Source organism: Paenarthrobacter sp. YIM B13468 (assembly GCF_042788025.1).
Classification (GTDB): Bacteria; Actinomycetota; Actinomycetes; order Actinomycetales; family Micrococcaceae; genus Arthrobacter; species Arthrobacter aromaticivorans.
In genome coordinates, this window is record NZ_JBHZPI010000017.1 from 64,577 (window position 1) to 89,302 (window position 24,726).

The window sequence follows — 24,726 nt, forward strand, 5'->3', positions numbered from 1 at the left end:
CCATGACGCCCAAGACGCTGCTCCAGGTCCTGCGAAGGAGGTGGTATGCCGCCGTCGCTGTTCTGCTGATTGGCTTCGCAGGATTGGGGGCTATCCGGTCCCTGGATCCCGTGTATTGGACGCAAGCAGAAGTCTCCTTCGTTGCACCTAATGGAGAACCTGCCTACTGGGTACCAGGGGGAGATGTGGCCTCGCTTGTCCCCTTCGCCGCTTTGGTGGAGCGGCGGGTCAACGACAACTCCGACTCAGTCAATTTGGTCCTGTCCCGGGGCACCCTCTATGGAGCGGGGGTCAAGCACGGGTATTCCGTGACGCTGCCCAACACTGGAGGTCAGTGGACCAAGAGCTATTCCAGGCCGGTACTTGCGGTTCAGGTGGTGGACTCAAGCGCGGAGCGGGTGAACGAAGTACTGTCCGCGGTCATTAAGCGAATCCAGGAGGAGTCCACGGCACTGCAGGAGGAAACGGACGTTCATGGCGCCCTGATAACCACGGTGACCACGCCGTCAAGCCCCGAGATCATCTTCGGCGGCGGTACGCCGACGGACCGCGTCAAGGGTGCCAGCGCCTGGCTCGCCCTCGCTTGCGCTGCCGCCATGGCCGTGGCCGCCACTGTTGAACGCCAGGTCGCCCGACGCCGTGGGGTACGTCGAGGGGAGGTCAGTAGATATGCGGGACTCAGCAAATAGTTGGCACCCCCGTGAAGGAACTGTGGTCCAGGCTGCGGCCCAAATGGAGCCGCAGCGCGAGCGCTCGGATGTCGCCACATTCGTCACCGTATATCTGGTGCTCACGTGTGCCGTTCCTTCCAACCTGACGATATCGGCCTTGGGCACGGTAGGACGATTGACTACGTTGTGGGCCCTCTTGGCACTCGTATGGTGGGTGCTGTACCAGGTGCACAGGACCACGCCGGAGGCTGTGGGTCGCCGCCCCGTCCGTCTCGCCCTTGCCCTCTTTTTGGCTGTTGCGATAGCCAGTTACGCCGTGGCGATGCTCCACGGCCTGCCCGATAAGGAATCCAGTCCTGCAGATGGAGGACTCATTCGTTTGCTTGCCTGGGCCGGGATTCTCCTCCTGATCCACGATGGGCTCAAGAATCGACGTGGACTGATTATCATCATGCGCAGTGTTGTCATGATGGGGACGTTCACCGCAGTCCTTGGACTTCTCCAGTTTGTTACCGGAGCGTCGCTCATCGACTGGATCACCATCCCGGGTATGTCATCCAGCCCCGACTTCTCCAACATCGACGTAAGGGGCGGATTTGTTCGGGCCGCCGCCATGGCGTCCCACCCGCTCGAGTACGGAGTTGTACTTTCGACCTCATTTCCCATTGCTTTGACCTTGGCACTGACGCAGACCACCAGGAATTGGCTGCTCCGGTGGCTACCGGTCATGGCTATCGCCGTTGCTTCCGTCTTGTCCGTCTCCCGTTCTGCATTGATCGCGGTCGCCATCGCCTTCGTAATCCTCATCCCTGCTTGGTCGAAGTCAATGCGGCGTCGTGCATATGTGGCCTCGATAGGCCTCGTGGGCGCCATCTATATCCTCACTCCTGGACTGCTTGGCACGCTTCGAGGACTGTTCACGGTGGGGGGCGATGACACAAGCATTACTTCCAGGACAAATGGGTACTCAACTGCTTTGGGGATGTTGGAAAACAACCCCGTCATTGGGCGGGCCTTCGGAACGTTCCTGCCCGAGTACGTCATCGTCGACAACCAGTATTTGGGACTGCTTGTGGAACTCGGAGTCCTGGGACTGGCCATGTTCCTGGCCCTGATCGTCAGTGGGCTTACGTGTGCTTGGCGCGCGCGGCATCTGGCGGTGGACAACGACATGCGCCAATTGAGCCAAGCAGTCCTTGCGTCCCTGGCAGCCGTAGCTGTCACCTTTGCGTTCTTCGACGGGCTCTCTTTTCCCATGGCCGCCGCGATGTTGTTCCTCATGCTTGGAGTCGCGGGCGCCTTGTGGCGCATCGTGCAGGAAGAACGAGGAGGCCTTCCCGCAGGAAAGCTGGCCGCGCCAACCATCGGGAAGACCCCTGGATTTGGATGGCTGCACCCGTATCGAGACGGAGTTGATGATGGTTCGAACAGATGAGGCCTTCCGTGTTGGTGCGCCGAGAATCCTCCTCGTCAAGACCAGGGGACGCTCGACAGTGGAGCGGGCTGACCGACAACGCCTGGAGTCCTCTGGCGCAGAGCCCCGCAGTCTCCTGTTTGAAGAAACCCTGCACTGCGATGTCCTCGATGAAAACACCATTCAACACACGGAGGGCCTCCGGGCACACATCTATAAGCGTCTACCGGCCTTTGCCGCCCAGGCCTTCGAAGCCGCGCGGCTCAGCGGCTCCTACGATGTGATTATTACGTGGTCGGAACGGCATTCAGTTGCCGTTGCGGCACTCTTCGCCGTCCTCCGTATCAGGACTCCGCATTTAGCCATGATGTTCTGGCTTTCAAAACCGGCAGTTCGATGGCCTCTGAGGGTTGTCCGGACCGGTATTGACAGAATCGTGACATGGAGCTCGATCCAACGGACCGTGGCGATTGAACAGATTGGGTTCAGGCCCGACGACGTAGTCCTCGTTCGCCATCCCGTAGATCTGGAATTCTTCAAACCAGTCGATTCCGAGCGTGAAATTATCTTTTCAGCAGGCTCAACCCAACGGGACTTTCCAACCTTCGCAGACGCAGTCCGGGGATTGGACGCGCCCGTTCATATTGCCGCCTCGCTGGTGGTTGCCCTTGACGGATACAAAATCATCACGCGGGACGTTCGTGATGAACCGGGCTGGCCAGAGAACTGCCAGGTCCGACCCCTCACGTCCGTTGAGCTGCGGGACGCCTATGCCGCCGCCAAGGTGGTGGTTGTCCCGCTGCTGCCCACCGACATTGACGCAGGCGTGAACGTCATTCTGGAGGGCATGGCCATGGGAAGACCTGTCATTGTCTCGGAAACCCAGGGTCAGGTGGACGTTATCCGTGACGGCGACACCGGAGTTTTCGTGCCAACAAAAGATTCCCCGGCACTCAGGAGTCGCATAGAGTCTTTCCTCGCCGACCCGGAAGCCGCGGAGGAAATGGGGCGTCGTGGTCGCGCCTACGTGGAGCAAAACCATCGTCTGGAAGACTTCATAGATCACGTCAGGAGCAATGTGCTCGAGTTGTCGGCGCGGCCAAGCAGAAGAAGCTTTTGGTCCCGGAGGAGCGGCGTAACGCTGGGGTCGGTCCGGAACTAGCCCGGCCCGCCCGGAACTAGCCCGAGCTTGCAAGGCAAGCCCACCTGCCCGGGTCCGCCCACAGTGGGTCTACTGCCTGCTGCTCTCATCGCGTTCCCAGGAAGAGCTCGCTCTCCCCGTAAAGAATGCTCCACACCGGCCAATAACGGCGAAAGCAGCGTATACGAGCGCATCGCATGCACTGACCGGCCCGCGTACTGAAACGGCCAGCTCCTGCAAAGTCCGCGCCGTAGAGGTGGCTGCGCCGGATGACGTCGACAGAGGGCCCCGTGTGGGTCCTTGCTGTTGGTTTCCGCGGTATGTGCGCCGAAGAATCGCGAGCAACGCCCTGGATGAGCGCGGGGTCCGGACAACCACAGGGTCGGTCGCCAGAACAGCTTTTTCGGCCGGCTGGAACAAACGGTCCACGTAGTAGTCGTCGCCGGTCAGAGCGGGAAATTCTCCGAGCCGTTCATGTCCATGCGCGTTCATTGCGTAGACTCCGGCGCCCCACAGTCCTTGAGCGTTTCCAGGAATCCGGTTCCGGGCCCTGTAATAGGCCCTGACCAATACGGAGGCTCCGCTGGTGTCGTAGCGGAAGGCTGGCCGTGCAGCCAGAAGGGGCCCGGCCTCCAGGGCCTTGAAAACGGCGTGCAGGGCCTCGGAGTTGAGCTCTACATCGGCATCCAGGTATAGGCGCGGCCACAGTTCCGTGGCATCGTCCGCGGCGTTCAGTGCTGCTGTCTTTGACGCTTCCTTGACATGCAGGACCTTAACGCCGCGATACTGCGAGGCAATGGATTCCGTATCATCGGTGCAGCCATTGCACGCCACGATGACATCTACAGATCCGGTACCTATGACGTCCTTCAAAGAATCCAATGTCCGGCCAATCACTTTTTCCTCATTGTGCGCCGGGATGATGACGGCTCCGGTTGGAAGGCCTTTCGAAAGACCAGGGGATCGGGTGGCATGAGGCAACGTCTGCCATAGCTGCTTCCTCAAAAGGGCCCGCGCTGCTTCCCGGTGGCCAGGTTTGTTTATGCGTGCTATCTCAGCGGCGCACACGGCCGCCCGGAAGAACAGAGCCCTGCTCCGCCCGAGATGTTTGGCTGCATAGCGAACACGATTCACGGACAGAAGTGCCGTCAGTTGAGGCGAGGTACCTGACCCCCCGCCTTCATGCCACATCCTTGCTGTGGGCTCGAACCAGATTGACTTCCCTGCTTCACGGAGTCGATGGCAATAATCTGTCTCTTCCGAATACAAGAAGAATTGCTCGTCCCATTCCCCAACGGCCTGGGCTGCCTCGTCGCTTATCAGGAGGGCCGCGCCTGTGGCCCATTCGATGCGGTGAGCGTATTGGTAGCCCTCCACGTCGAAGTCCATTTCCGAGAGCCAGGCGGGCCGACGGCGCAGATGGCTGCCCAGTGCGGCATCCCCCAGGGCCCGCATCACGCTCGGCTCGCGGCGCAGCGAGCGATAAACACTGCCATCATTTTCCAGCAGGACCGGCACAACGGCCCCAGCGTGGGACAGCCTCATTCTTCGGCGCAATGCTGCTACTGCGCCCGGCTCCACCCGTAGGTCCGGATTCAAGATGAGGTAGGCGTCGGCGGGGCCCGCCACGCGCATCGCCGCGTTAATGCCACCCGCGTAGCCGAGATTTCCGCCCGTCCGCAAAGAGATGACATCCGAATGCTTCCCCAGCTCTATCATGGTGCGATCGTCAGGAGAATTGTCCGCCACCACTACCTTCATGGTTTGCTCGCCCGTCATAGCCCTCAGGCTCGAAATCAGGGGCCCGACGTCGTCGGCGTTGTTGTAGGTAACAACTATGGCTGCCACCTCTGCCCTCGCCTCAGCCGGGAGGAAGGGCTGCGGCGCCTGGTTGTTGATCGGGGCAGGGGCAATTATTGAATCCTCTGGCTTCCGGCCCGCGGGCAGTGCGGTAGGAGGCACTTCCGCAGCGCTGACTTGACGCAACTTCAGGTATGCCTCGGGCCCATCCACCAGGTACCGGCGGGCAAGCCTGCGCGGCTCCAGCATGAGTCGCCAAGCCCACTCAAACCCGTGGGAACTGATCCAAGATGGGGCACGCCGGATTCGGCCAGCCAGGAAATCGACAACAGCACCGAACGCCAGCAGGATCTTGGCACCCGTGAGCCGACCATACTTGCTCACCCACAATTCCTGGCGAGGCTTGCCCATGCCCACCACCAGGATGTCCGGAGCAGTGGCCGATATCTGCGCGGCAAGTTCCAGCGAAGCCTGCTCATCGCTGATCACGGACCTCTCCGGGGCCCACCAGCCTGCGATCGCCAAATCCGGACGCTCCGCTGCGAACCTGCTGCGGATAAGTTCCTGGGCCTGCTCCGTGCCACCAAGGAATCCCACGCTCAGGCCGCGGCGTTCGGCTTCGTCCAGCAGGGGCTCCACAAGATCGCTTCCCGCCAATCGCGGCCACGGTTGATCCGTAAGACGACGGGCCTCGGCTACCAAGGGGGCTCCGTCCAACAGCGTCAGCCACTCCACGGACGCGTGCTCCGCCATGGCACCCATCCACCTGCTTCCGGCCCCAAAGTGCAGGATATGGTCCAGGTTCGCAGAACAAACGCCAAGAGGTGACGCGCCAACCGAAGTTGCCCGGTCCATAATTTCCCGCAGGGCGCCATCAAACTCCAAGAGCTTGACGGGAACTCCGCCCAAGCTCACCCACAGACCCTGCCCTGCTGGTGAAACTGTTGGCGGTCGGGAACCATGCCCTCTGGCGTCCCCAGGGCGAAGCCGGGTAGAAATGTGGTGGGTGGCCACCCGGGAGGGCGCAGTCTCTTGGTGCAGCATTCTCGGCTCCAGGCTCGACGATCCAACTCACGGCACAAAAAATGTGCCGGCGATCCAAGTTGCTGCACTTCCCGGATCGCCGATGCCGGACGGCGGGTGCCGCCCGAACTTACTTCCTTGAGTTGTCTCCCGGCCCTACTGTTTCGAGGCTGCCGTAGGGCTACTTTAGGACGATTTGCCTGCGTGCACCAGTGCGCGCGTTTGACTCATGGGAAGGTCCGCGGTCGCAGGGTATTGCCTGCCGGCCCCTGCCGGGAGAGGATGCGTTATGTCGACACCGAAGGGACCAACTCTGACCACGTAGAGGACGGACATGGGCAGCGAGATCACAGATTGTTCGCGGGGCTCGGCAACGCATTTTGTTCTGACACGCTTCAACGTCCGCAGCTTTTATCACAAGGCAGAGCCCACGGACGAATGGCTTCGCGAGCGCCTTCAACTATTTGAAATGTACTGCATCCCTTGCTTCCGGAATCAAACCGAGGCCCGGTTTACTTGGCTGGTTTTCCTTGACTCCCTGTCACCATTGTGGTTGCGGCAGGAAATAGACAAACTATCCCAAGGCCTCTTTCGGGCTGTTTACGTTGAGGGTGCCTTCTCGCAGGAATTCCTTAGCCGGACAATTGGCCAACTTAGTGTCACTCCCTACGTCATCACCACACGGGTCGACAACGACGACGCAGTAGCAAACGACTTCATTGAGACAATTCAGAACTGTTTCGCCGAACAGGACAAAACCTTCGTTAATCTAGTGAATGGTGCGCAGTATGCCGGGCGGAAACTTTACGTCCGCCCCTACACGATGAATCCATTTTCGAGCTTGATAGAGCGGGTTGCGAACCATCGTCCCGCCACCGTGTTCGTTGAACATCATTACCGGATCGATGCATATGCCCCTGTCCTGAACGTGCGCACCGCACACCCGATGTGGTTGCAGGTGATCCACGGCGGCAACGTCCTCAACGAGGTCGTAGGCCTGCGAACGAGTGCCCAACGCATTGCCCCACACTTTTCTGTTTCCCTCGAGGTGGATGATCGACTGTTCAGCCGCAGCGTGGACAGGGTGCTGGGCGCCTGGAGGATTTTCCTGCGCCTGCTCCGAAAGCCATCGCGGCTGAGGGACTTGACCAGGACCCTCGTGGCGCGGAAAGCGGGAAGCTTCGTCTCAAAGTGACGTTCCGGAACGCAGATATGCTTCCAAGCGGGCATGCGACATGGACGGAATGAAGCCCGCTTCCTTTATTTTCGAAAGGTCCAGGATGCTGCTGCCTGGGCGCGGCGCCGTCCCGGGTTTTGCGTATTCGGAGGTGCTGATGGTGGTGATTTTCCCTGGATCCGCACCGCAGAGTCGATAGACATCCTGTGCAATGTCCGCCCAGGACTGCGGCTCGCCGTCGTTGGTGAGGTTGTACGTTCCGTAAGGTGCCTGTTGGGTAATCAGGTGCCTGATGCCTGCGGCAATATCAGAGGCAAATGTCAGCCGCCCCCATTGGTCACCCACCACCGTGGGCGCAACGCCTTTCGCCGCCAGGCCAGCCATGGTGCGGACGAAGTTGCGGCCCTCGCCCACTACCCAACTGCTCCGCACAATGTAGTGCCGCGGCACCGCAGCAACGGCAGCGTCTCCGGCGGCTTTGCTTTGCCCGTAGACACCCAGGGGAGCGGGTGCCTCGTCCTCCCGGTGCACGGCGGCCGTGCCGTCGAACACATAGTCGCTGGACACATGGACAAGCGTCAGTGAATGTTCGACGGCGGTCCTGGCCAGGCGGGACACTGCAGCTGCGTTAATGCTCCAGGCAGCAGTGCGGCCTTCCGCTGTCTCCGCGGCGTCGACTGCTGTGAAGGCGGCGGCGTTGATGATGGTGGAGTACTTGCGCCAATCGGTGGCGAGATAGGAATTCTCTGCGGAGATATCGAACTGGGCTCGTCCCGCAAAGTCGACTGTGGGGTCGCCGTCGAACTCCTGTCTGAGCGCCTTCCCCAATTGTCCGTCCGCGCCGAGTACCAATGTCCGCCTGGATTGCATGGGTGTGACTGTTGCCAGCCTCGGATGGTTGCGGTCCTGCGCTGACAGGATGGCCCGCTCCAAGGGTATGGGCCACGGGACGGCGACGTTTTCGTCGCCAACGTTCAGGAACGTATATTCGGCTTGGGCGCCGGCGCTCCAATGGTCGTTGACCAAGTAGGTGTAGGCAGTGTCGTCCTCCAGGGTTTGAAAAGCATTGCCCACACCGCGCGGAACGAAGATAGCGTCCTTGGCCGTCAGCTCGGCATGGAACATCGTTCCGAAGGTTGGCCCATCCCGCAGGTCCACCCATGCACCAAAAATCCGCCCCGATGCGAGCGAAACAAACTTGTCCCATGGTTCGGCGTGGATACCGCGCGTTGTTCCACGGAGGGCATTGAAGGAGATGTTGTTCTGCACCGGCCCAAAATCCGGCAGGCCCAAAGCCATCATCTTGCTACGGTGCCAGTTCTCCTTGAACCATCCCCGGTGGTCACCGTGGACCGGCAGCTCGAAAAGCACCAACCCAGGGATGGGGGTGCTACGGGCTGTCAATTCAGTGGGTTCCATTGGTTAGTGGCCTTGACCCGCATACTTGGTTTCGGTCGCAGCTTTTTGCGGCCGCCACCAAGCTTCGTTGTCCTGGTACCAGCGCACGGTGTCAGCCAATCCGGCGTCGAAGTCTGCAAACCGGGGGACCCAACCAAGTTCCTTTCGAAGCTTGCTGGAATCGATCGCGTATCGAAGATCGTGACCGGGCCTGTCAGTCACCAGGTCATAGGCTTCAGGGGACTGTCCCATCTGTCGAAGAAGCTTCTCCACGACGACCCGGTTGGACTGCTCACCGTCAGCACCGATCAGGTACGTTTCACCAATCCGCCCACGCTCCAGGATTGCCGCCACAGCCGAGGAGTGGTCCTCCACATGGATCCAGTCCCGCACATTGTGGCCGTTGCCGTAGAGGCGGGGACGGTTGCCATCCAGGATGTTGGTGATCTGTCGTGGAATGAACTTTTCCACGTGCTGGTAGGGCCCATAGTTGTTGGAGCAGTTGCTGATGGTCGCTTGGAGGCCGAAGGAACGGACCCAGGCCCGCACCAACATGTCTGAACCGGCTTTGGTTGCCGAGTAGGGGCTGGTGGGCCGATAGACCGACGACTCGGTGAACCGCTGCGGATCTTCCAGGGCCAAATCCCCATACACCTCATCTGTGGATATGTGGTGGAAGCGGGTACTGTGCTTCCGCGCCGCTTCAATGAGCGTGAACGTGCCGACGAGGTTCGTGTCCACGAACGGCCGGGGATCCTGCAGCGAATTGTCGTTGTGGGATTCGGCCGCAAAATGCACCACGGCGTCAACGCCTGCTGTCATGCGGTCTACCAGTGGGGCATCGCAGATATCGCCCTGGACGAATTCGAAACGTTCAGGAGGCAGACCGGCGAGGGACTCGATGTTTCCGGCATAGGTGAGTTTGTCCAGGGCCGTGACATGGAGGCCTGTGTGCTCCATGATGTAGTGGATAAAGTTGCATCCAATGAATCCGGCCCCGCCGGTGACAAGGATTCTCTGCATGGCCATAGCGTAGCCGTCAATTGCGGCTATGTGCAGCGGGAAGGGACAGCTAATATGCGCGGCATCGTTCTTGCAGGCGGCACGGGCTCCCGGCTTCACCCAATAACGCTTGGAATCAGCAAGCAATTAGTCCCCGTATTCGACAAACCCATGATTTATTACCCGCTTTGCACGCTGATGCTTGCCGGCATTCGGGACATTCTGGTGATTACTACACCCACGGATGCGCCCCAGTTCGAGAACTTACTGGGCGACGGATCCCAATTCGGCATAAACCTCAGCTATGCACAACAACCCACGCCTGATGGATTGGCCCAGGCATTCATCCTGGGGGAGCAGCACATTGGCAGCGGCAAAGTAGCGCTCATCCTGGGGGACAACATCTTCAACGGTCCGGGGATGGGCAACCAATTCCGCAAGTACGCCGACGTTGAAGGCGGCGCGATCTTTGGTTACTGGGTCAAGGACCCAAGTGCTTACGGCGTCGTGGAATTCGATGACGATGGTCTTGCCGTATCCATCGAGGAAAAGCCAGCGTCCCCAAAGAGCAACTACGCGGTCCCGGGCCTGTATTTCTACGACAATGACGTTGTCGCCATGGCAAAAAACCTCAAACCTTCCCCTCGAGGGGAGCTGGAGATCACGGACATCAACCGGCAGTACATGGAGCTCGGAAGGCTCCATGTGCAGAAATTCCCCCGCGGCACCGCCTGGCTGGATACGGGAACATTCAGCGACCTCAACGATGCATCGAACTATGTCCGCACCACCGAGAACCGGCAGGGCCTGAAGATCGGAGCGCCTGAAGAGGTGGCCTGGCGAATGGGATACCTGAACGACGACGAACTCCGCCAACAGGCGTCCAAGCTCGCCAAGAGCGGCTACGGCAGCTACCTGTTGGACATCCTCGACCGCCAGTAAGGACCTCTAAGGCTATACCGCCGAGACATCCTCCAGAGCGCGCGAAATTTCGGCCGGGAGAACCGTCAACTGGGCATCCAGCAGTTCCTTGAGCTGGACGGCGTTCCGGGCTCCCACTATCGCCGTGGCAACGCCGGGACGCGAAAGCAACCAACTCAGCGATACGTCCACCGGCGATCGTCCCAAACCCCGCGCCGCCATGGCGACGGCCTCCACTACCCGTGATGCCTTGGGTTCAAGGTACGTCTCAACATACGCAGCGAGCCTGCTCTGCGCAGCACGTGAATCCGCGGGAATCTGGCCCCGGTACTTTCCGCTCAACACACCACGGCCCAGGGGCGCCCAGGCCATCAGGCCGAGCCCGGCATCCTCCACGGCAGGAATGAGCTCTTCCTCCGGCTTTCGCTGCACCAGGGAATATTCGGATTGGTTGGCTACCAGCGTGAAACCAGCCACTGCCGCCGCTTTGGCTGTCTGCCAACCGTTGTAATTGGAAATTCCCACGTATCGGGCACGTCCCGTCCTCTGCGCGAGCTCCAACGCTGACAGAGTCTCGTCCAAGGGAACATTCGGGTCCCACTCATGAACGAACCAGATATCGAGGTAATCGGTTCCAAGCCTTGCCAGGCTGGCGTCCAACGCTGACAACAGGGCACCGCGTGATGCGTTGATGCTGCGCCTGGATTCCGACGCCGAGACACCGGCTTTGGTAGATATCACGACTTCGGAGCGAGCCACGACGTCACCCAACATGGAGCCCAACATCGCCTCAGCCTGGCCTTGGGCATACGATGCAGCGGTGTCGATGACGGTGCCACCTGCGTCCACGAAAGCGTGGAGCAACTCCGCAGCGTCCTGCTCATCCGTCTCCTGCGCCCAGGACATTGTTCCGAGGGACAAAGAGGAGACACGGAACCCGCTGTTCCCGACATAACGCTGCTGCATGCTGATAGCTTACGGGGAGTTACCAGTCTTCATGACGTAGGGTCTATTCACGTGAACTGGATAGAAGCAGCCTTGCTGGGCCTGGTGCAGGGCCTCACCGAATTCCTCCCGATCTCCTCAAGCGCACACCTGCGGATCGTGGGCTCATTCCTGCCGAATGCAGCCGATCCCGGTGCCGCCTTCACGGCCATTACCCAACTGGGTACGGAAACGGCGGTCATCGTCTATTTCTGGCGCGACATTGTGCGGATCATTGGAGCCTGGTTCAGGTCCCTGGGCGGAAAAGTGCCACGAAACGATCCTGACGCCCGAATGGGATGGTTGGTGATCCTGGGCAGCCTTCCCATCATCGTGCTCGGCTTGTTGTTCCAGGACCAGATCGAATCGGTCCTGCGGAGCATGTGGATTGTCGCCACCATGCTCATTGTCTTCGGCATGATCCTGGCAGTCGCCGATGCCGTAGGCCGCCAGGAACGTGATCTCACACAGCTCAGCTACAAACACGGCATTCTGTATGGCCTTGCCCAGGCGATGGCCCTGATTCCCGGTGTTTCGCGGTCAGGCGGAACCATTACCGCCGGCCTGCTGATGGGGTACACGCGTGAAGCAGCGGCCCGCTACTCGTTCCTACTCGCCATTCCGGCGGTTTTCGGCAGCGGCCTCTACCAGCTCTACAAAACGGTTTCCAAGGAGGGCCTGGCCGGTCCCTTCGGCCTCCCGGAGACGGCCCTGGCCACAGTCATCGCCTTCGTGGTGGGCTACGTGATCATTGGGTGGTTCCTTAAGTTCGTCTCCACACGCAGCTACAGGCTCTTTGTCTGGTACCGCATCCTCCTTGGCCTGGCCTTGTATGTCCTGCTCGGTTTCAATGTGATCAGCGCCTAGCACTAAGGTTGAGTCGTGAAATCGTGGACTTCCCGCCCTGTTCCTGAGCTGCCCGGCACAATGCCGCAACTACGCCTCTTCGACACCGCCCTCGGCCGTGTCGTGGAGATAGAGCAGCAGCCGGAACAATCGATGTACGTCTGCGGCATTACGCCGTACGACGCCACGCACATGGGCCACGCCGCCAGCTATGTGGCCTTCGACCTCCTCAACAGGGCCTGGCGCGATGCCGGAATCCGGGTGGCCTACGTCCAGAACGTTACGGATATCGATGACCCGCTGCTTGAGCGCGCCACCGCCACCGGCGTGGACTGGCGTGAGCTGGCGCAGAGCCAGATTGACCTGTTCCAGACGGATATGGTCGCCCTCAACGTCCTTGCTCCAAATCACTACATCGGCGCGGTGGAAGCCATTCCGGATATTGTGCCCGCCATCGAGCGGCTGATTGCCGACGGCGTGGCCTATCGCGTCCTAGGCACAGATGGTGAGCCCGACGGCGATGTCTACTACGACGTCGAAATGGCCGGCAAACGATCCGACGCCACGGATGCATGGACCCTGGGCGACGTTTCAGGCCTCGGCGAAGCGGAAATGCTTGCCCTCTTTGCAGAGCGTGGCGGCGATCCGGACAGGGCCGGCAAACGCCAAGCGCTCGATCCCTTGCTCTGGCGGGTAGCGCGTGAAGGCGAACCCAGCTGGCCGGGGGCCACTCTCGGCGATGGCCGTCCCGGTTGGCACATCGAGTGTACGGTTATCGCGCAGAAGTACCTGCCCGCACCTTTCACCGTGCAGGGCGGCGGCTCCGACCTCGTGTTCCCGCACCACGAAATGGGAGCTGGACATGCGTACTCACTGGCGGGCGTTCCACTTGCCCGGCACTATGCCCACGCTGGCATGGTAGGCCTTGATGGGGAAAAGATGAGCAAGTCAAAGGGCAACCTGGTTCTGGTCTCCAAGCTCCGGGCTGCCGGAGAAGAACCAGCAGCCATCCGCCTTGCCATCCTCGCGCACCACTACCGCTCTGATTGGTCCTGGACCGAGGCGGACTTCGGGGCAGCAAAGGATCGGCTCGCCCGGTGGCGCACTGCCCGCGACGCCGCCCCTGCCGGTTCGGCCGCAGCACTCGTCGAGGCCATGCGCCTGGAAATGGCCAATGACCTCAACGCTCCCGGAGCCATTGCCGCCGTCGATCGCTGGGCTGAGGAGGCATTGCGGAACAACGCCCCGGTGTCCGGGATGGACGCCGCACTTATGGGCGATGCTGTAGACGCGCTGCTCGGCGTGGAGCTTTAGGGCCGGTCCTTACCGCGCCGCTTCAGATACCGCTCGAATTCCCGTGCAATCGATTCGCCGGATGCTTCCGGGAGGTCTGCGGTGTCCTTGGCCTCCTCCAACTGGCGCACGTAGGCGGCAATCTCAGGATCCTCGGTGGCAAGTTCGTCCACTCCGCGTTCCCAAGCCTCGGACTCTTCCGCCAGGGCCTGGCTGTCCAAGGGAACCTGGAGCAAGTCCTCGATCTTGTGAAGGATGGCAAGTTGGGCTTTGGGCGAGGGCGGTTGCGCAACATAGTGGGGGACCGCTGCCCACAATGACACCGTTGGCAGCCCTGCCAGCATGGCAAACTCGGCGAGCACACCCACAATGCCCACGGGCCCCTCGTATTGGGAGGCCTCCAGGTTCAACCGTTCCCGAAGGGAACTGTCTTCTGTGGTGGTGCTTACCGGAATAGGCCTGCTATGGGGAACGTCGGCCAGCAGCGCGCCCACAAGAATGACCGAGTCCACCTTCAGCGCCTCCGCATGGACCAGGAGTTCGGTGGTGTAGGCGCGCCAACGGTATGAAGGTTCGGTGCCAAGAACAAACACAGCGTCCACATTGCTGTCCGGAACTGACGCTTTGTAGATCCGGGTTGACGGCCATTTGACTTTGCGCGTACCAGAGGACGTGCGCCGCACGGTGGGCCGGGTGAACTGGAAGTCGTAGTACTCCTCGGCGTCCACTGTGGCAACCTTCTTGCCGTCCCAGAGCTTGTTCAAATAGTGCAGCGCATCGCTGGCAGCCTCACCGGCGTCGTTCCAGCCTTCAAACGCGGCGATCATTACGGTGACGCGCTGGCCTTCCGCGGGTTCCTTAAGGAAACGCTCGGGCTCCGCGGTGTTGTCCTGTCCTTCGGGGGTCCCGTCCACACTGTTCATCCACTCACCCTACGTCCAAGTCCCTTGCGGATGCATGGCATTTCGCGCCGGAGCGTGTCCTGTATTCGCCCACAGCGCAAGCCCGGCCGGAAGCGCCCCGGCTTCCACGTAGACTTGAAACCATGCCTTCGTCATCCAGTCAGCCCCTCCTCAAAGCCGTGCTCTGGGATATGGATGGCACCCTCGTGGACACTGAGCCCTACTGGATCGCCGCCGAGCGCGCACTCGTGGAGGCCCATGGTGGGACATGGTCACACCAGCAGGCCATGCAGTTGGTGGGCCAGTCCCTGCTGCACTCCGCCGCTGTACTCCAATCTGCAGGAGTCCGCCTTGAAGCCCGGGAAATCGTGGATACCCTCAGCGCACAGGTGATCACGCACGTCCGCAATGAAGTTCCCTGGCGCCCGGGAGCACGGGAGTTGCTTGACGAATTGCACGAGGCAGGCATCCGCTGTGCTCTCGTCACCATGTCCGAGGGCCCGCTCGCCGGCGTCATCGTTGAAAGCCTCCGCAAGCCCTACTTCGAATTCCTGGTCACCGGAGACACCGTCACCAACGGCAAACCGCATCCGGAGGCCTACCTTACGGCTGTTGAACGGCTTCGGCTCGACGACCCGTCCCTGACCATCGATCACTGTGTTGCGTTGGAAGATTCCATTCCGGGCGCTACGGCTGCCTTGGCATCGGGCGTACTGACTGTGGGCATCCCGCACCAAGTTCCGTTGCCCGGGTACCCCGGCATGGTCATGTGGGAAACCTTGGTAGGCCGGTCCGCAGCAGACGTCAGCCAGTTGGTTGCCGACCGCTTCGCGACAGGAAACCTGCTTGAAGGGGCAAACTAGGTGAGCAGCTCCTCCACGCCACACCATGCTGTTACCAAGAAGGACGGCATTCCACTAGGGAGAATCGCGGGAATCCGCGTGTACCTCGCGTACTCGTGGTTCGTCATCGCGGGTTTCACTGTGATCGTCTATGGGCCTGCCCTGCTGGTTCGAATGCCCAACCTGGGCATTTGGGCCTACTTCGTTGCCCTCGGCTATGCCTTGCTGCTCGCTCTCTCCGTCCTGGTCCACGAGCTTGCCCATGCGCTGAGCGCCAAAGCGTTCAACTGGCCGACGGAAAAGATTGTCCTGAACCTGTGGGGCGGGCACACCCAATTCGAAAGCTTCACCGCATCTCCGGGACGCTCAGTCATCGTCGCACTTGCCGGACCGGTGTCGAACTTTATCCTGGCCGGAGGCATGTGGGCTGTCCTTACTTCAGGCATCCTCGGTGGCGTCGCGGAAATCCTGGCAAACATCCTGATGTGGGCCAACCTCCTCATTGGCATCTTCAACGTTCTTCCCGGTTTGCCCTTGGATGGCGGCCGGTTGGTGGAGTCGGCTGTATGGAAGGCCACAGGCAGCCAGGACAAGGGAACCATAGCGGCAGGATGGTCAGGCCGTGTCATCGTCGCCGCACTTGTCATTTGGTTCATCGCAGTGCCGTTCCTCAGCGGAGCGCCCCTGGACATCAGCCTCATGCTCATCACCGTCCTTGTTTGCGGTTTCCTGTGGATGGGCGCATCGAGCTCAATCCACCATGCAAAACTCCGCAGCCGCCTTTACCTGGTGAGCGCGGCCGGGCTGGCGGAGCCCGCAGTCGGCCTCCCGAACGCGGCTACTGTGGCGGACATCCTGCTGGTATCACCTGCCGGGAGTCCCGCCGTCGTAATTTGCGGTCCTGACGGAAAACCCCAGGGAGTGGTGGACCCGGGCGCGGTTGCCGCGGTTCCTCCCGAAGCCACAGCGACGACGCCGGTCACCGCCGTAGCGCATGCCCTCGCTGCCGGCGCCTACGTCCCGGAATGGTCCAAGGGCCAGGAGCTGATCCAGTATCTGGCGCGGCTGGAGGGTGGCGAATACGCTGTGGTGGACCACAACGGAACCGTGACCGGGTTGCTCCGCCAACAGGCGGTAGTGACAGCGATAACAGGTAAAGAAGCACGGGGCAGCGGGCGCGCCTGACCCCCTTGCCGGTAGAGTTACGTGCCGGTCAGTAGAACAAACCATAGATTTCGGTGCCCATACGGCAGCAACACATGGCGGCCCAGCCGCAAGGAGCGAGGAACACCACATGAGCAGCGAAACCGCCGCGGCTGAGACAAGCGCAGGCACTGTCACGGGTGCGGACACCGGCATCGACAAGCCAGCTACTGACTCTGCCACGCAACCAACCGGGGCAGCCCGGCGCCGTGGGCCTTTCCGTGTGGGCGAGCGGGTGCAGCTCACCGATGAGCGTGGCCGGATGAACACCATCACGCTTGAGGTGGGGGGAGCTTTTCATACCCACCGCGGGTTCCTGAACCACGACGAAATAATCGGCAAGGTTGATGGTTCGGTAGTCAGCAATAACATCGGCCAGCAGTATCAAACGCTGCGTCCCCTCCTCTCGGACTTCGTGCTGTCCATGCCTCGCGGTGCGGCGGTTGTCTATCCGAAGGATGCCGGCCAGATTGTCACGATGGCAGATATCTTCCCCGGTGCGCGTGTTGTTGAAGCCGGCGTGGGCTCCGGTGCGCTGTCCATTTCCTTGCTCCGTGCAGTAGGCGACGGCGGCTACCTCCACTCCTTTGAGCGTCGGGAAGAATTCGCGGATATCGCCCGGGGGAATGTGGAGACGATTTTCGGTGGCCCGCACCCCGCTTGGCAGATCTCCCTGGGTGACTTCCAGGAAGAAGTGGTCCGCACCGAGGAGCCCGGCTCCGTAGACCGTGTAGTGCTGGACATGCTTGCTCCCTGGGAGTGCCTTGACGCAGTGGCAACGGTTCTGGCCCCGGGTGGCGTCTGGATCAATTACGTGGCCACGGTGACGCAACTTTCCCGCACGGCCGAGGCCATCAGGGCTGACGGACGCTTCACCGAGCCTGATGCTTGGGAATCCATGGTCCGCGGCTGGCACCTTGAAGGACTCGCAGTGCGCCCGGACCACCGCATGGTGGCCCATACGGGATTCCTCCTTGTCACCAGGCGGCTCGCCGACGGCGTCACTGGAATATCCGTCAAACGGCGCCCATCCAAGACCGAATTCAGCGAGGAAGACCTGAACGCCTGGACTCCGGGAGCAGTAGGGGAGCGTGCCGTATCGGATAAGAAACTCCGGCGCGCCGCACGTGATGCCATCGCCGGAACCAACGTCCAGGACGACCCCCCGGTCACAAACTGAAAAGGTCACAATAGGGTCCGCATTCCGGATGTCACACAGCACCCTGAGCTTTTCGGGACTAAGGTCTTCTTAAGCGCAGGAAGGGGCTGATGAATCGTGGATACGTCGAACAACAACGACATTGGACGGCCGACGCCGGAGGAAGCTAACGCCGCTGCTGAAGAGGCAGCAAACCGGAGGCTTGCCGCCATCCAGCCGCCCGACCCATCCAGTGAATTGACCGTGGCCGAACGCCAGATCAACATCCTTCGGGACAAGCTTCGCCACATCGACCGCCAGCTTGCTGCCGCCACCCAGAACAACAGCAAGCTCGTCAGCATGCTTGAAACGGCGAAGAGCGAGATCCTCCGTTTGAAGGGTGCTTTGGAGCAGGAAGGGCAACCGCCCTACAGCTTCGGAACAGTGGTTCAGATCAACCCCCGAAGGCAGCCGGCCCCGGGAAGTTCCGGGCAGGCGGCCACGGAGGAATCTGTGGACATTTTCAATGCAGGCCGCAAGATGCGTGTTGGCATCAGCCCGCTGGTAAATGTCAACCAACTCGCCGTTGGTCAGGAAGTCCTCTTGAATGAGGCACTGCTGGTGGTTGCCGGGCTTGGCTACGAACGGGCAGGTGAACTCGTTACGCTCAAGGAGTTGCTGGGCAAAGACCGTGCGTTGGTTGTTGGCCGTGCGGACGAGGAACGCGTAGTCCGCCTTTCCGGGGCGTTGCAAAACGTGCACCTGAAGGTAGGAGACGCACTATCCCTGGATTCGCGCACCGGCTATGCACTGGAGAAAGTCCCGCGCGCTGAGGTGGAGAACCTTGTCCTGGAAGAAGTTCCGGACATCACCTACCAGGACATCGGCGGCCTTGGTCCCCAGATTGAACAGATCCGAGATGCTGTAGAACTCCCGTTCCTGCATCCGGACCTGTACCGGGAACACGGGCTCAAGGCGCCCAAAGGCATCCTCCTCTACGGTCCGCCAGGTTGCGGCAAGACCCTTATCGCAAAGGCGGTGGCCAATTCCCTGGCAGCCCGTGCCGCTGAGCGCGCAGGCAACACCGACCTCAAGAGCTACTTCCTCAATATCAAGGGCCCTGAGCTCCTGGACAAGTACGTCGGCGAAACCGAACGGCACATTCGGCTGATCTTCTCCCGTGCCCGGGAAAAAGCGTCCGATGGCAGCCCCGTGGTGGTCTTCTTCGATGAAATGGATTCACTGTTCCGCACCCGTGGAACTGGCGTATCTTCCGATGTCGAAACCACCATCGTCCCGCAGCTGCTCAGCGAGATTGATGGGGTGGAGCGATTGGACAACGTGATCGTTATTGGTGCCTCAAACCGCGAGGACATGATTGATCCCGCAATCCTCCGGCCGGGCCGCCTTGACGTAAAGGTCAAGATCCAGCGACCCGATGCCGAAGCCGCTGCAGATATCTTTGGCAAGTACATCACCACCGACCTTCCCTTCCATGCACAGGATCTGGCGGAGTACGGTGGGGACGTCCAGGCCACTGTCGACGCCATGATCCAGCGCACGGTGGAGGCAATGTACTCCACCGAGAAGTCGAACGAATACCTTGAAGTCACGTACGCCAACGGTGATACGGAAATGCTTTACTTCAAGGATTTCAACTCCGGCGCCGTGGTTCAGAACGTCGTGGACAGGGCTAAGAAGTACGCCATCAAGGACCTGCTGACCAACCATCAGAAGGGTCTGAGGATCGATCACCTGCTGCGTGCAGTGGTGGATGAATTCCGGGAACATGAGGACATGCCCAACACCACAAACCCTGACGACTGGGCAAGAATCTCAGGGAAGAAGGGTGAACGGATCACGTACATCCGTACGATCGTGCAAGGCAAGGCCGGCCAGGAACCTGGCAAATCCATCGAGACCACAGCCAACACGGGTCAGTACCTGTGACGGCCAGAACCGAGGGTGTGCCCGGGGAAAGGTTGCCTGTAGGTGGCGCGATGCGCGTCATGGGTTCCGAAACCGAGTACGGAATCCATGCGCCATCGGCGCCCGGGGCGAACGCCACCATGATGTCCGCCCGGATCATCCAGGCCTATGCCACGGTCACGCGCCAACGTGCCGCCGGGGGAGCGGAAACGCGTTGGGACTACACAGACGAAGAACCTTTACACGATGCCCGCGGTTGGACCGTTGACCGGGCGTCCGCCGATCCCAGCCAGTTGACTGACCAGCCCCCAGTGCTCGACGCCGAGGCAGTGGCGTTGGCGTATGGCCGCCAGGAACTGGAACTGGACGGTCAGGACGAATCCGGTTCGCTCCTGATGAACATGGTCCTCGGGAATGGCGCGCGCCTTTACGTGGACCATGCACACCCGGAATACTCAAGCCCCGAGGTCACCAATCCACGGGATGCGGTGGCCTGGGACGCAGCCGGCGATCTCGTCGCACTTGCCACGGTGAGGAAAGTGGCGGCAGACACCAGCCTTCCGCCGATCAATCTCTATAAGAACAACACTGACAACAAATCGGTGTCCTATGGTTCGCACGAGAACTACCTCATGCCCCGTTCAGTTCCCTTTGGCGACATCATCCGGGGGCTCACGCCATTCTTCGTTTCCCGGCAGGTGATTTGCGGAGCCGGACGTGTGGGGATCGGACAGGACAGTTCCACAGCTGGCTACCAGATCAGCCAACGGGCAGACTTCTTCGAGGCTGAGGTGGGACTTGAAACCACTATCCGACGCCCCATCATCAACACCCGGGACGAGCCCCACGCGACGGCGGATAAGTACCGGCGGCTTCACGTCATTATCGGCGATGCGAACCTCAGCCAGGTTTCCAACTACCTGAAGTTCGGCACCACGGCCATGGTCCTCAGCCTCATTGAAGCTGGCCAGGCACCCCGCATCGAAGTCCATGAACCCGTTCAGGCGCTGCAGGCCATCAGTCATGACACAACCCTGGCCACTACCGTAAGACTGCTGGACGGACGCAGGGTGACAGCCCTGGACATCCAGTGGATGTACTACGAAGCCGCCGCAAAGCTGGCGCAGGAGACCGGAGTTGCCGATTCCGTCACTGGCGACGGGCACACGCGTGGCGTCCTTGAGCGCTGGGAGTCAACCCTGTCACTGCTGGGCAGCGACCCCGCTGCTGCGGCGTCATCCGTGGAGTGGGTAGCCAAGAAGTCCCTCCTTGAGGGGTACCGGAACCGGGACGGCCTTGGCTGGGACGATGCCAGGCTCGGGCTGGTGGATCTCCAATGGTCCGATATCCGGCCGGAGAAGGGCCTCTACTACAGGATGCTGTCCAGGGACAGGATGATCCGGATCGTCGACGACGCCGACATCGCCAGGGCGGTGGGTGAACCGCCGTCGGATACTCGCGCGTATTTCCGCGGACGGTGCGTCTCAAGCTTCGGCAAAGATGTTGTCGGTGCCAGTTGGGACTCGGTCATCTTCGATGTTCCGGGACTGGGGAAATTGCAGCGTGTTCCCACGCGCGAGCCGTTGCGGGGCACCCGGGCGCTCACAGGAGCCCTCTTTGACCGGCATAAGGAGGCTGGCTCGTTCCTGGCCGAATTGCTGGGCCAGAAGCCGCCGCCGCCCAAGGACTGACGCGTTCAGTCCCGGGACTGTGGCGTTCAGGCACAGGAAAAATGGTGCCCCGGCAAAGCCGGGCGCAGCAGCCCACGGCGTGGCAATATGGCAGTAGGAAGTCCCCACAAACGGGGACTGACAGTAGGGAGAAAGAAATGGCAGCTCAGGAGCAGCAGCAACCGCAGTCACGGGACACCGAGACCGAAGTAGACGTCCCGGAGGCACCACCGGCAGCCCCCGAAGCCCAGGCCTCGGACGCCACGCAGGGTGTGGACGATCTCCTCGATGAAATCGATGGCGTCCTGGAATCCAACGCTGAAGAGTTCGTCAGGGCCTTCGTCCAAAAGGGCGGCCAGTAAGCGGACCCGGACAAACCATGTACTGCCCGGCCGGCGCGAGGCCGCCGGGCATCGGAATGCAGAGTCGAAGGAGTGCAGCAATGCAGGACCCATCAACCGGCCCCCTGGCCACCCAGGCAACGTCTTCATTCACGGAGCACCTTCAACGCTCGCGTCCCGAACTCCTTCCTTTCAACCAAACGTTGCCGGCCGGCACCGTACCGTCCTCGCCGCACGCAACCACCATTGTCGCCTTGACGTATGCCGGCGGCGTGCTGATGGCGGGGGACCGGCGGGCAACCATGGGAAACGTGATCGCCAGCCGGCACATTGAGAAGGTCTTTCCCGCGGACCAGTATTCGGTTCTGGGTATTGCCGGTACAGCTGGCCTGGCCATCGACATCACCCGGCTCTTCCAGGTGGAACTTGAACACTACGAAAAGATTGAGGGCACCCTCCTCAGCCTGGTTGGCAAGGCGAACCGTTTAGGCGCCATGATCCGGGGCAACCTGCCCATGGCGATGCAGGGAATGGCGGTGATTCCGTTGTTCGCCGGCTTCGACCACGTGTCAGCCACCGGGCGGCTTTTCTCCTACGACGTCACGGGTGGACGCTACGAAGAACAGGAACACCACTCCGTGGGTTCCGGTTCTGTTTTTGCGCGGGGAGCGCTGAAAAAGCTTTGGAAGCCCAATCTCACGGAAGAACAAGCCGTGGCCGTCGCGGTGGAGGCCCTCTATGACGCCGCGGACGACGACTCCGCGACGGGCGGCCCGGACCCCGTCCGCCAACTCTGGCCAGTGGTTTACACGGTCAACCGTGCCGGTAATCGCCGGGTACCTGAACGGGACCTGGCGGCGATAGCCGGTGCCATCGTCGAATCCCGTGCCATCGCCGGACGGGAGGCCTGACATGACGCAGCAGTTTTATGTCTCGCCCGAACAGCTGATGAAGGACCGTGCGGACTTCGCACGGAAGGGCATTGCGCGCGGACGTTCCGTAGTGGTGATCAGTTGCGCGGATGGCATCGCACTGATTGCTGAGAACCCGTCACCTTCGCTGCACAAAATCGGCGAGATCTACGACAAAATCGCGTTCGCGGCAGTGGGCAAGTACAACGAGTTCGAAAGCCTCAGGCAGGCTGGGGTACGGTACGCGGACGTCCGCGGCTACTCGTACGACCGCGAAGACGTGACCGCCCGGGGATTGGCAAGCGTCTACGCGCAGAGCCTCGGCGCCGTGTTCACCGCCGAACAAAAGCCGTTCGAAGTGGAACTGGCGGTGGCTGAAGTCGGCCTGGCGCAGGAGCAGGACCACCTGTACCGGCTCACCTTTGATGGTTCGATTGCCGATGAGAACGGCTTCGTGGTGATGGGTGGACTTGCCGATCAGATTTCCGACGTCGTAAGCGGGGCCTGGGAGCCTGAGCTTGGTTTTGCAGGGGCCATGAGATTGGCTTTGCGCGCTTTGGCGACAGATAAGGAAGCCGACGCCCTCCCGGCGACCGCCGTCGAAGCCGCCGTTCTGGACCGCGCTTCTGAGAGTCACCGGGGTTCCCGCCGGGCTTTCCGGCGTCTGGGTCCCGAGGACATGACACAGCTGCTCACAGAGGAGGCTTGAGATGGACAAACGCATATTCGGCATCGAGACGGAGTTTGGGATTTCCTATTCCAGCCCCGACTCACGTCCTTTGGCCCCCGAAGAAGTGGCCCGCTATTTGTTCCGCAAAGTGGTGAGCTGGGGCAGGTCTTCCAACGTCTTCCTGACCAACGGTTCACGCCTGTATCTGGACGTTGGTTCGCACCCGGAATACGCCACCGCAGAATGCGACGACCTCGCGCAACTGATCGCCCACGACCGCGCCGGCGAGCTCATCCTGGACGACCTCGTCGATGAGGCCCAGGCCCGCCTGGCCGCGGAGGGTTTCAACGGCACGGTTTACCTCTTCAAGAACAACACCGACTCCGCCGGAAACTCCTACGGCAGCCACGAAAATTACCTCATACCCCGCCGGGGTGAGTTCTCAAGGCTGGCCGAGATCCTCATCCCGTTCCTGGTGACCCGTCAGCTCATCGCGGGAGCGGGCAAAGTCCTGAAGACGCCCCATGGTGCAACTTTCGCCTTTTCACAGCGGGCGGACCATATCTGGGAGGGCGTGTCCTCTGCCACCACCAGGTCACGTCCCATTATCAACACCCGTGACGAGCCACATGCTGATGCCGAGTTCTACCGTCGGCTCCACGTGATCGTGGGTGATTCCAACATGTCCGAAACCTCCGCGCTCCTCAAAGTGGGCACGGTGGACCTCATCCTGCGCATGATCGAGGCAGGGGTGATAATGCGGGACATGCGGATGGAAAACCCGATCCGGAGCATCCGGGAAATTTCGCATGACCTCACGGGCAGCGCCCTGGTCCGCCTGGCAAACGGCAGGCAGCTTTCGGCGCTCGATATCCAGCGGGAGTACCTGGCAAAGGTGACAGAGTTCGTCGCCGCGAACGGCGCGCACAATGCCCACGTCCCCCTTATTCTCGATCTCTGGGAGCGGACTCTGGACGCGATTGAAAGCGGCGATACCAGCACCATCGACACCGAGGTGGACTGGGCCATCAAGAAGAAGCTGATGGACAGTTACATGCGTCGGCACGACCTCAGCCTGGACTCGCCACGCATTGCCCAGCTGGATCTCACCTACCACGACATTTCGCGCCAGCGCGGCCTCTTCTTCCTGCTGCAATCACGGGATGCAGCTCGGCGTTTGGTCCCCGAAACCGAGATCAAGGACGCCGTGGACACTCCTCCCCAGACAACCAGGGCCAAGCTGCGGGGAGACTTCGTCCGGAGGGCGCAGGAACTCGGACGCGACTACACGGTGGACTGGGTGCACTTGAAACTCAACGACCGCGCACATCAGACGATCCTGTGCAAGGACCCCTTCCGCAGCGTGGACGACCGCGTTGATGCGCTCCTGGACTCCATGGGCTAAAGGGGTTTCTGAGCGGACTCCCAGCTTCACCGGCTATTCTGGACT

The 24,726-nt window shown here is 61.1% G+C and carries 21 protein-coding genes; 16 read left to right on the forward strand and 5 right to left on the reverse strand.

All coding sequences use genetic code 11. From position 1 onward, the window contains the following. The first annotated feature begins 2 nt into the window (after positions 1-2). The 3 genes from ACFX4T_RS16435 to ACFX4T_RS16445 are packed head-to-tail and all read left to right on the forward strand — an operon-like array spanning position 3 to position 3,247. Positions 3-689 (forward strand): hypothetical protein, encoded by a 687-nt coding sequence (locus ACFX4T_RS16435; protein WP_223945961.1) that lies wholly within the window; start codon positions 3-5, stop codon positions 687-689. Further along, entirely contained in the window at positions 670-2,106 is a 1,437-nt protein-coding gene (locus tag ACFX4T_RS16440; RefSeq protein WP_377652668.1) for an O-antigen ligase family protein, read from the forward strand. Before ACFX4T_RS16435 ends, ACFX4T_RS16440 begins: the two co-directional genes overlap by 20 nt. Next, the gene (locus ACFX4T_RS16445) at positions 2,087-3,247 is read left to right on the forward strand and encodes a glycosyltransferase family 4 protein (RefSeq protein ID WP_377652669.1); all 1,161 of its coding nucleotides are present in this window, start codon (positions 2,087-2,089) and stop codon (positions 3,245-3,247) included. The genes ACFX4T_RS16440 and ACFX4T_RS16445 overlap by 20 nt, the downstream gene beginning before the upstream one ends. Positions 3,248-3,316: 69 nt before the next feature. Here ACFX4T_RS16445 and ACFX4T_RS16450 read toward each other — a convergent pair whose 3' ends face one another. Further along, on the reverse strand, positions 3,317-6,070 hold the full coding sequence (locus ACFX4T_RS16450; protein WP_377652670.1) for a WecB/TagA/CpsF family glycosyltransferase: 2,754 nt from the start codon (positions 6,068-6,070) through the stop codon (positions 3,317-3,319). Positions 6,071-6,383: 313 nt separating this feature from the next. On the opposite strand from ACFX4T_RS16450, the gene ACFX4T_RS16455 reads away from it, so the two are divergent. Next, positions 6,384-7,244: a glycosyltransferase gene (locus tag ACFX4T_RS16455; protein ID WP_216925714.1), complete on the forward strand. Its 861-nt coding sequence runs from the start codon at positions 6,384-6,386 to the stop codon at positions 7,242-7,244. On the opposite strand, the gene ACFX4T_RS16460 is transcribed toward ACFX4T_RS16455, so the two are convergent. Both ACFX4T_RS16460 and rfbB read right to left on the reverse strand, forming a co-directional pair. After that, a complete protein-coding gene (locus tag ACFX4T_RS16460; RefSeq protein WP_223945953.1) occupies positions 7,236-8,645 on the reverse strand; it encodes a bifunctional dTDP-4-dehydrorhamnose 3,5-epimerase family protein/NAD(P)-dependent oxidoreductase in 1,410 nt (469 codons plus the stop codon). The genes ACFX4T_RS16455 and ACFX4T_RS16460 overlap by 9 nt on opposite strands. A 3-nt stretch (positions 8,646-8,648) precedes the next feature. Next, positions 8,649-9,647 carry a dTDP-glucose 4,6-dehydratase gene (gene rfbB / locus ACFX4T_RS16465; RefSeq protein WP_216925712.1) on the reverse strand — a complete coding sequence of 333 codons (999 nt, stop codon included), beginning with the start codon at positions 9,645-9,647 and terminating at the stop codon, positions 8,649-8,651. A 54-nt stretch (positions 9,648-9,701) separates the two neighbouring features. Between rfbB and rfbA the strand changes: the two genes are divergently transcribed. Beyond that, positions 9,702-10,568: a glucose-1-phosphate thymidylyltransferase RfbA gene (gene rfbA / locus ACFX4T_RS16470; RefSeq protein ID WP_223945952.1), complete on the forward strand. Its 867-nt coding sequence runs from the start codon at positions 9,702-9,704 to the stop codon at positions 10,566-10,568. 12 nt (positions 10,569-10,580) lie between these two features. Here rfbA and ACFX4T_RS16475 read toward each other — a convergent pair whose 3' ends face one another. Next, entirely contained in the window at positions 10,581-11,513 is a 933-nt protein-coding gene (locus ACFX4T_RS16475; protein WP_216925710.1) for an aldo/keto reductase, read from the reverse strand. Between the two features lie 51 nt (positions 11,514-11,564). On the opposite strand from ACFX4T_RS16475, the gene ACFX4T_RS16480 reads away from it, so the two are divergent. Continuing rightward, positions 11,565-12,398, forward strand: coding sequence for an undecaprenyl-diphosphate phosphatase (locus ACFX4T_RS16480; protein WP_216925709.1), 834 nt, complete (start codon positions 11,565-11,567; stop codon positions 12,396-12,398). Between the two features lie 15 nt (positions 12,399-12,413). Continuing rightward, on the forward strand, positions 12,414-13,691 hold the full coding sequence (mshC, locus tag ACFX4T_RS16485; RefSeq protein WP_377652672.1) for a cysteine--1-D-myo-inosityl 2-amino-2-deoxy-alpha-D-glucopyranoside ligase: 1,278 nt from the start codon (positions 12,414-12,416) through the stop codon (positions 13,689-13,691). Here mshC and ACFX4T_RS16490 read toward each other — a convergent pair. Then, positions 13,688-14,593 carry a PAC2 family protein gene (locus ACFX4T_RS16490; protein WP_377652674.1) on the reverse strand — a complete coding sequence of 302 codons (906 nt, stop codon included), beginning with the start codon at positions 14,591-14,593 and terminating at the stop codon, positions 13,688-13,690. The genes mshC and ACFX4T_RS16490 overlap by 4 nt on opposite strands. 122 nt (positions 14,594-14,715) lie before the next feature. On the opposite strand from ACFX4T_RS16490, the gene ACFX4T_RS16495 reads away from it, so the two are divergent. From ACFX4T_RS16495 to pafA, 9 genes are all read left to right on the forward strand, one after another. Then, a complete protein-coding gene (locus ACFX4T_RS16495; protein WP_377652676.1) occupies positions 14,716-15,435 on the forward strand; it encodes an HAD family hydrolase in 720 nt (239 codons plus the stop codon). After that, positions 15,436-16,599, forward strand: coding sequence for a site-2 protease family protein (locus tag ACFX4T_RS16500; RefSeq protein WP_223945943.1), 1,164 nt, complete (start codon positions 15,436-15,438; stop codon positions 16,597-16,599). It begins immediately after the preceding gene. A gap of 109 nt (positions 16,600-16,708) precedes the next feature. Further along, positions 16,709-17,797, forward strand: coding sequence for a tRNA (adenine-N1)-methyltransferase (locus ACFX4T_RS16505; protein WP_377652678.1), 1,089 nt, complete (start codon positions 16,709-16,711; stop codon positions 17,795-17,797). Between the two features lie 96 nt (positions 17,798-17,893). After that, positions 17,894-19,705: a proteasome ATPase gene (gene arc / locus ACFX4T_RS16510; protein WP_216925704.1), complete on the forward strand. Its 1,812-nt coding sequence runs from the start codon at positions 17,894-17,896 to the stop codon at positions 19,703-19,705. Between the two features lie 50 nt (positions 19,706-19,755). Further along, positions 19,756-21,375 carry a depupylase/deamidase Dop gene (gene dop / locus ACFX4T_RS16515; protein ID WP_377652749.1) on the forward strand — a complete coding sequence of 540 codons (1,620 nt, stop codon included), beginning with the start codon at positions 19,756-19,758 and terminating at the stop codon, positions 21,373-21,375. A gap of 137 nt (positions 21,376-21,512) precedes the next feature. Next, positions 21,513-21,716, forward strand: coding sequence for a ubiquitin-like protein Pup (locus tag ACFX4T_RS16520; protein ID WP_216925702.1), 204 nt, complete (start codon positions 21,513-21,515; stop codon positions 21,714-21,716). An 80-nt stretch (positions 21,717-21,796) separates the two neighbouring features. Then, positions 21,797-22,606 carry a proteasome subunit beta gene (prcB, locus tag ACFX4T_RS16525; protein WP_216925701.1) on the forward strand — a complete coding sequence of 270 codons (810 nt, stop codon included), beginning with the start codon at positions 21,797-21,799 and terminating at the stop codon, positions 22,604-22,606. A 1-nt stretch (position 22,607) separates the two neighbouring features. After that, complete coding sequence (prcA, locus tag ACFX4T_RS16530) at positions 22,608-23,315, forward strand: proteasome subunit alpha (RefSeq protein ID WP_223945939.1); 708 nt, start codon at positions 22,608-22,610, stop codon at positions 23,313-23,315. 1 nt (position 23,316) lies between these two features. After that, positions 23,317-24,681 (forward strand): Pup--protein ligase, encoded by a 1,365-nt coding sequence (gene pafA / locus ACFX4T_RS16535; RefSeq protein ID WP_216925699.1) that lies wholly within the window; start codon positions 23,317-23,319, stop codon positions 24,679-24,681. Positions 24,682-24,726: the final 45 nt, after the last annotated feature.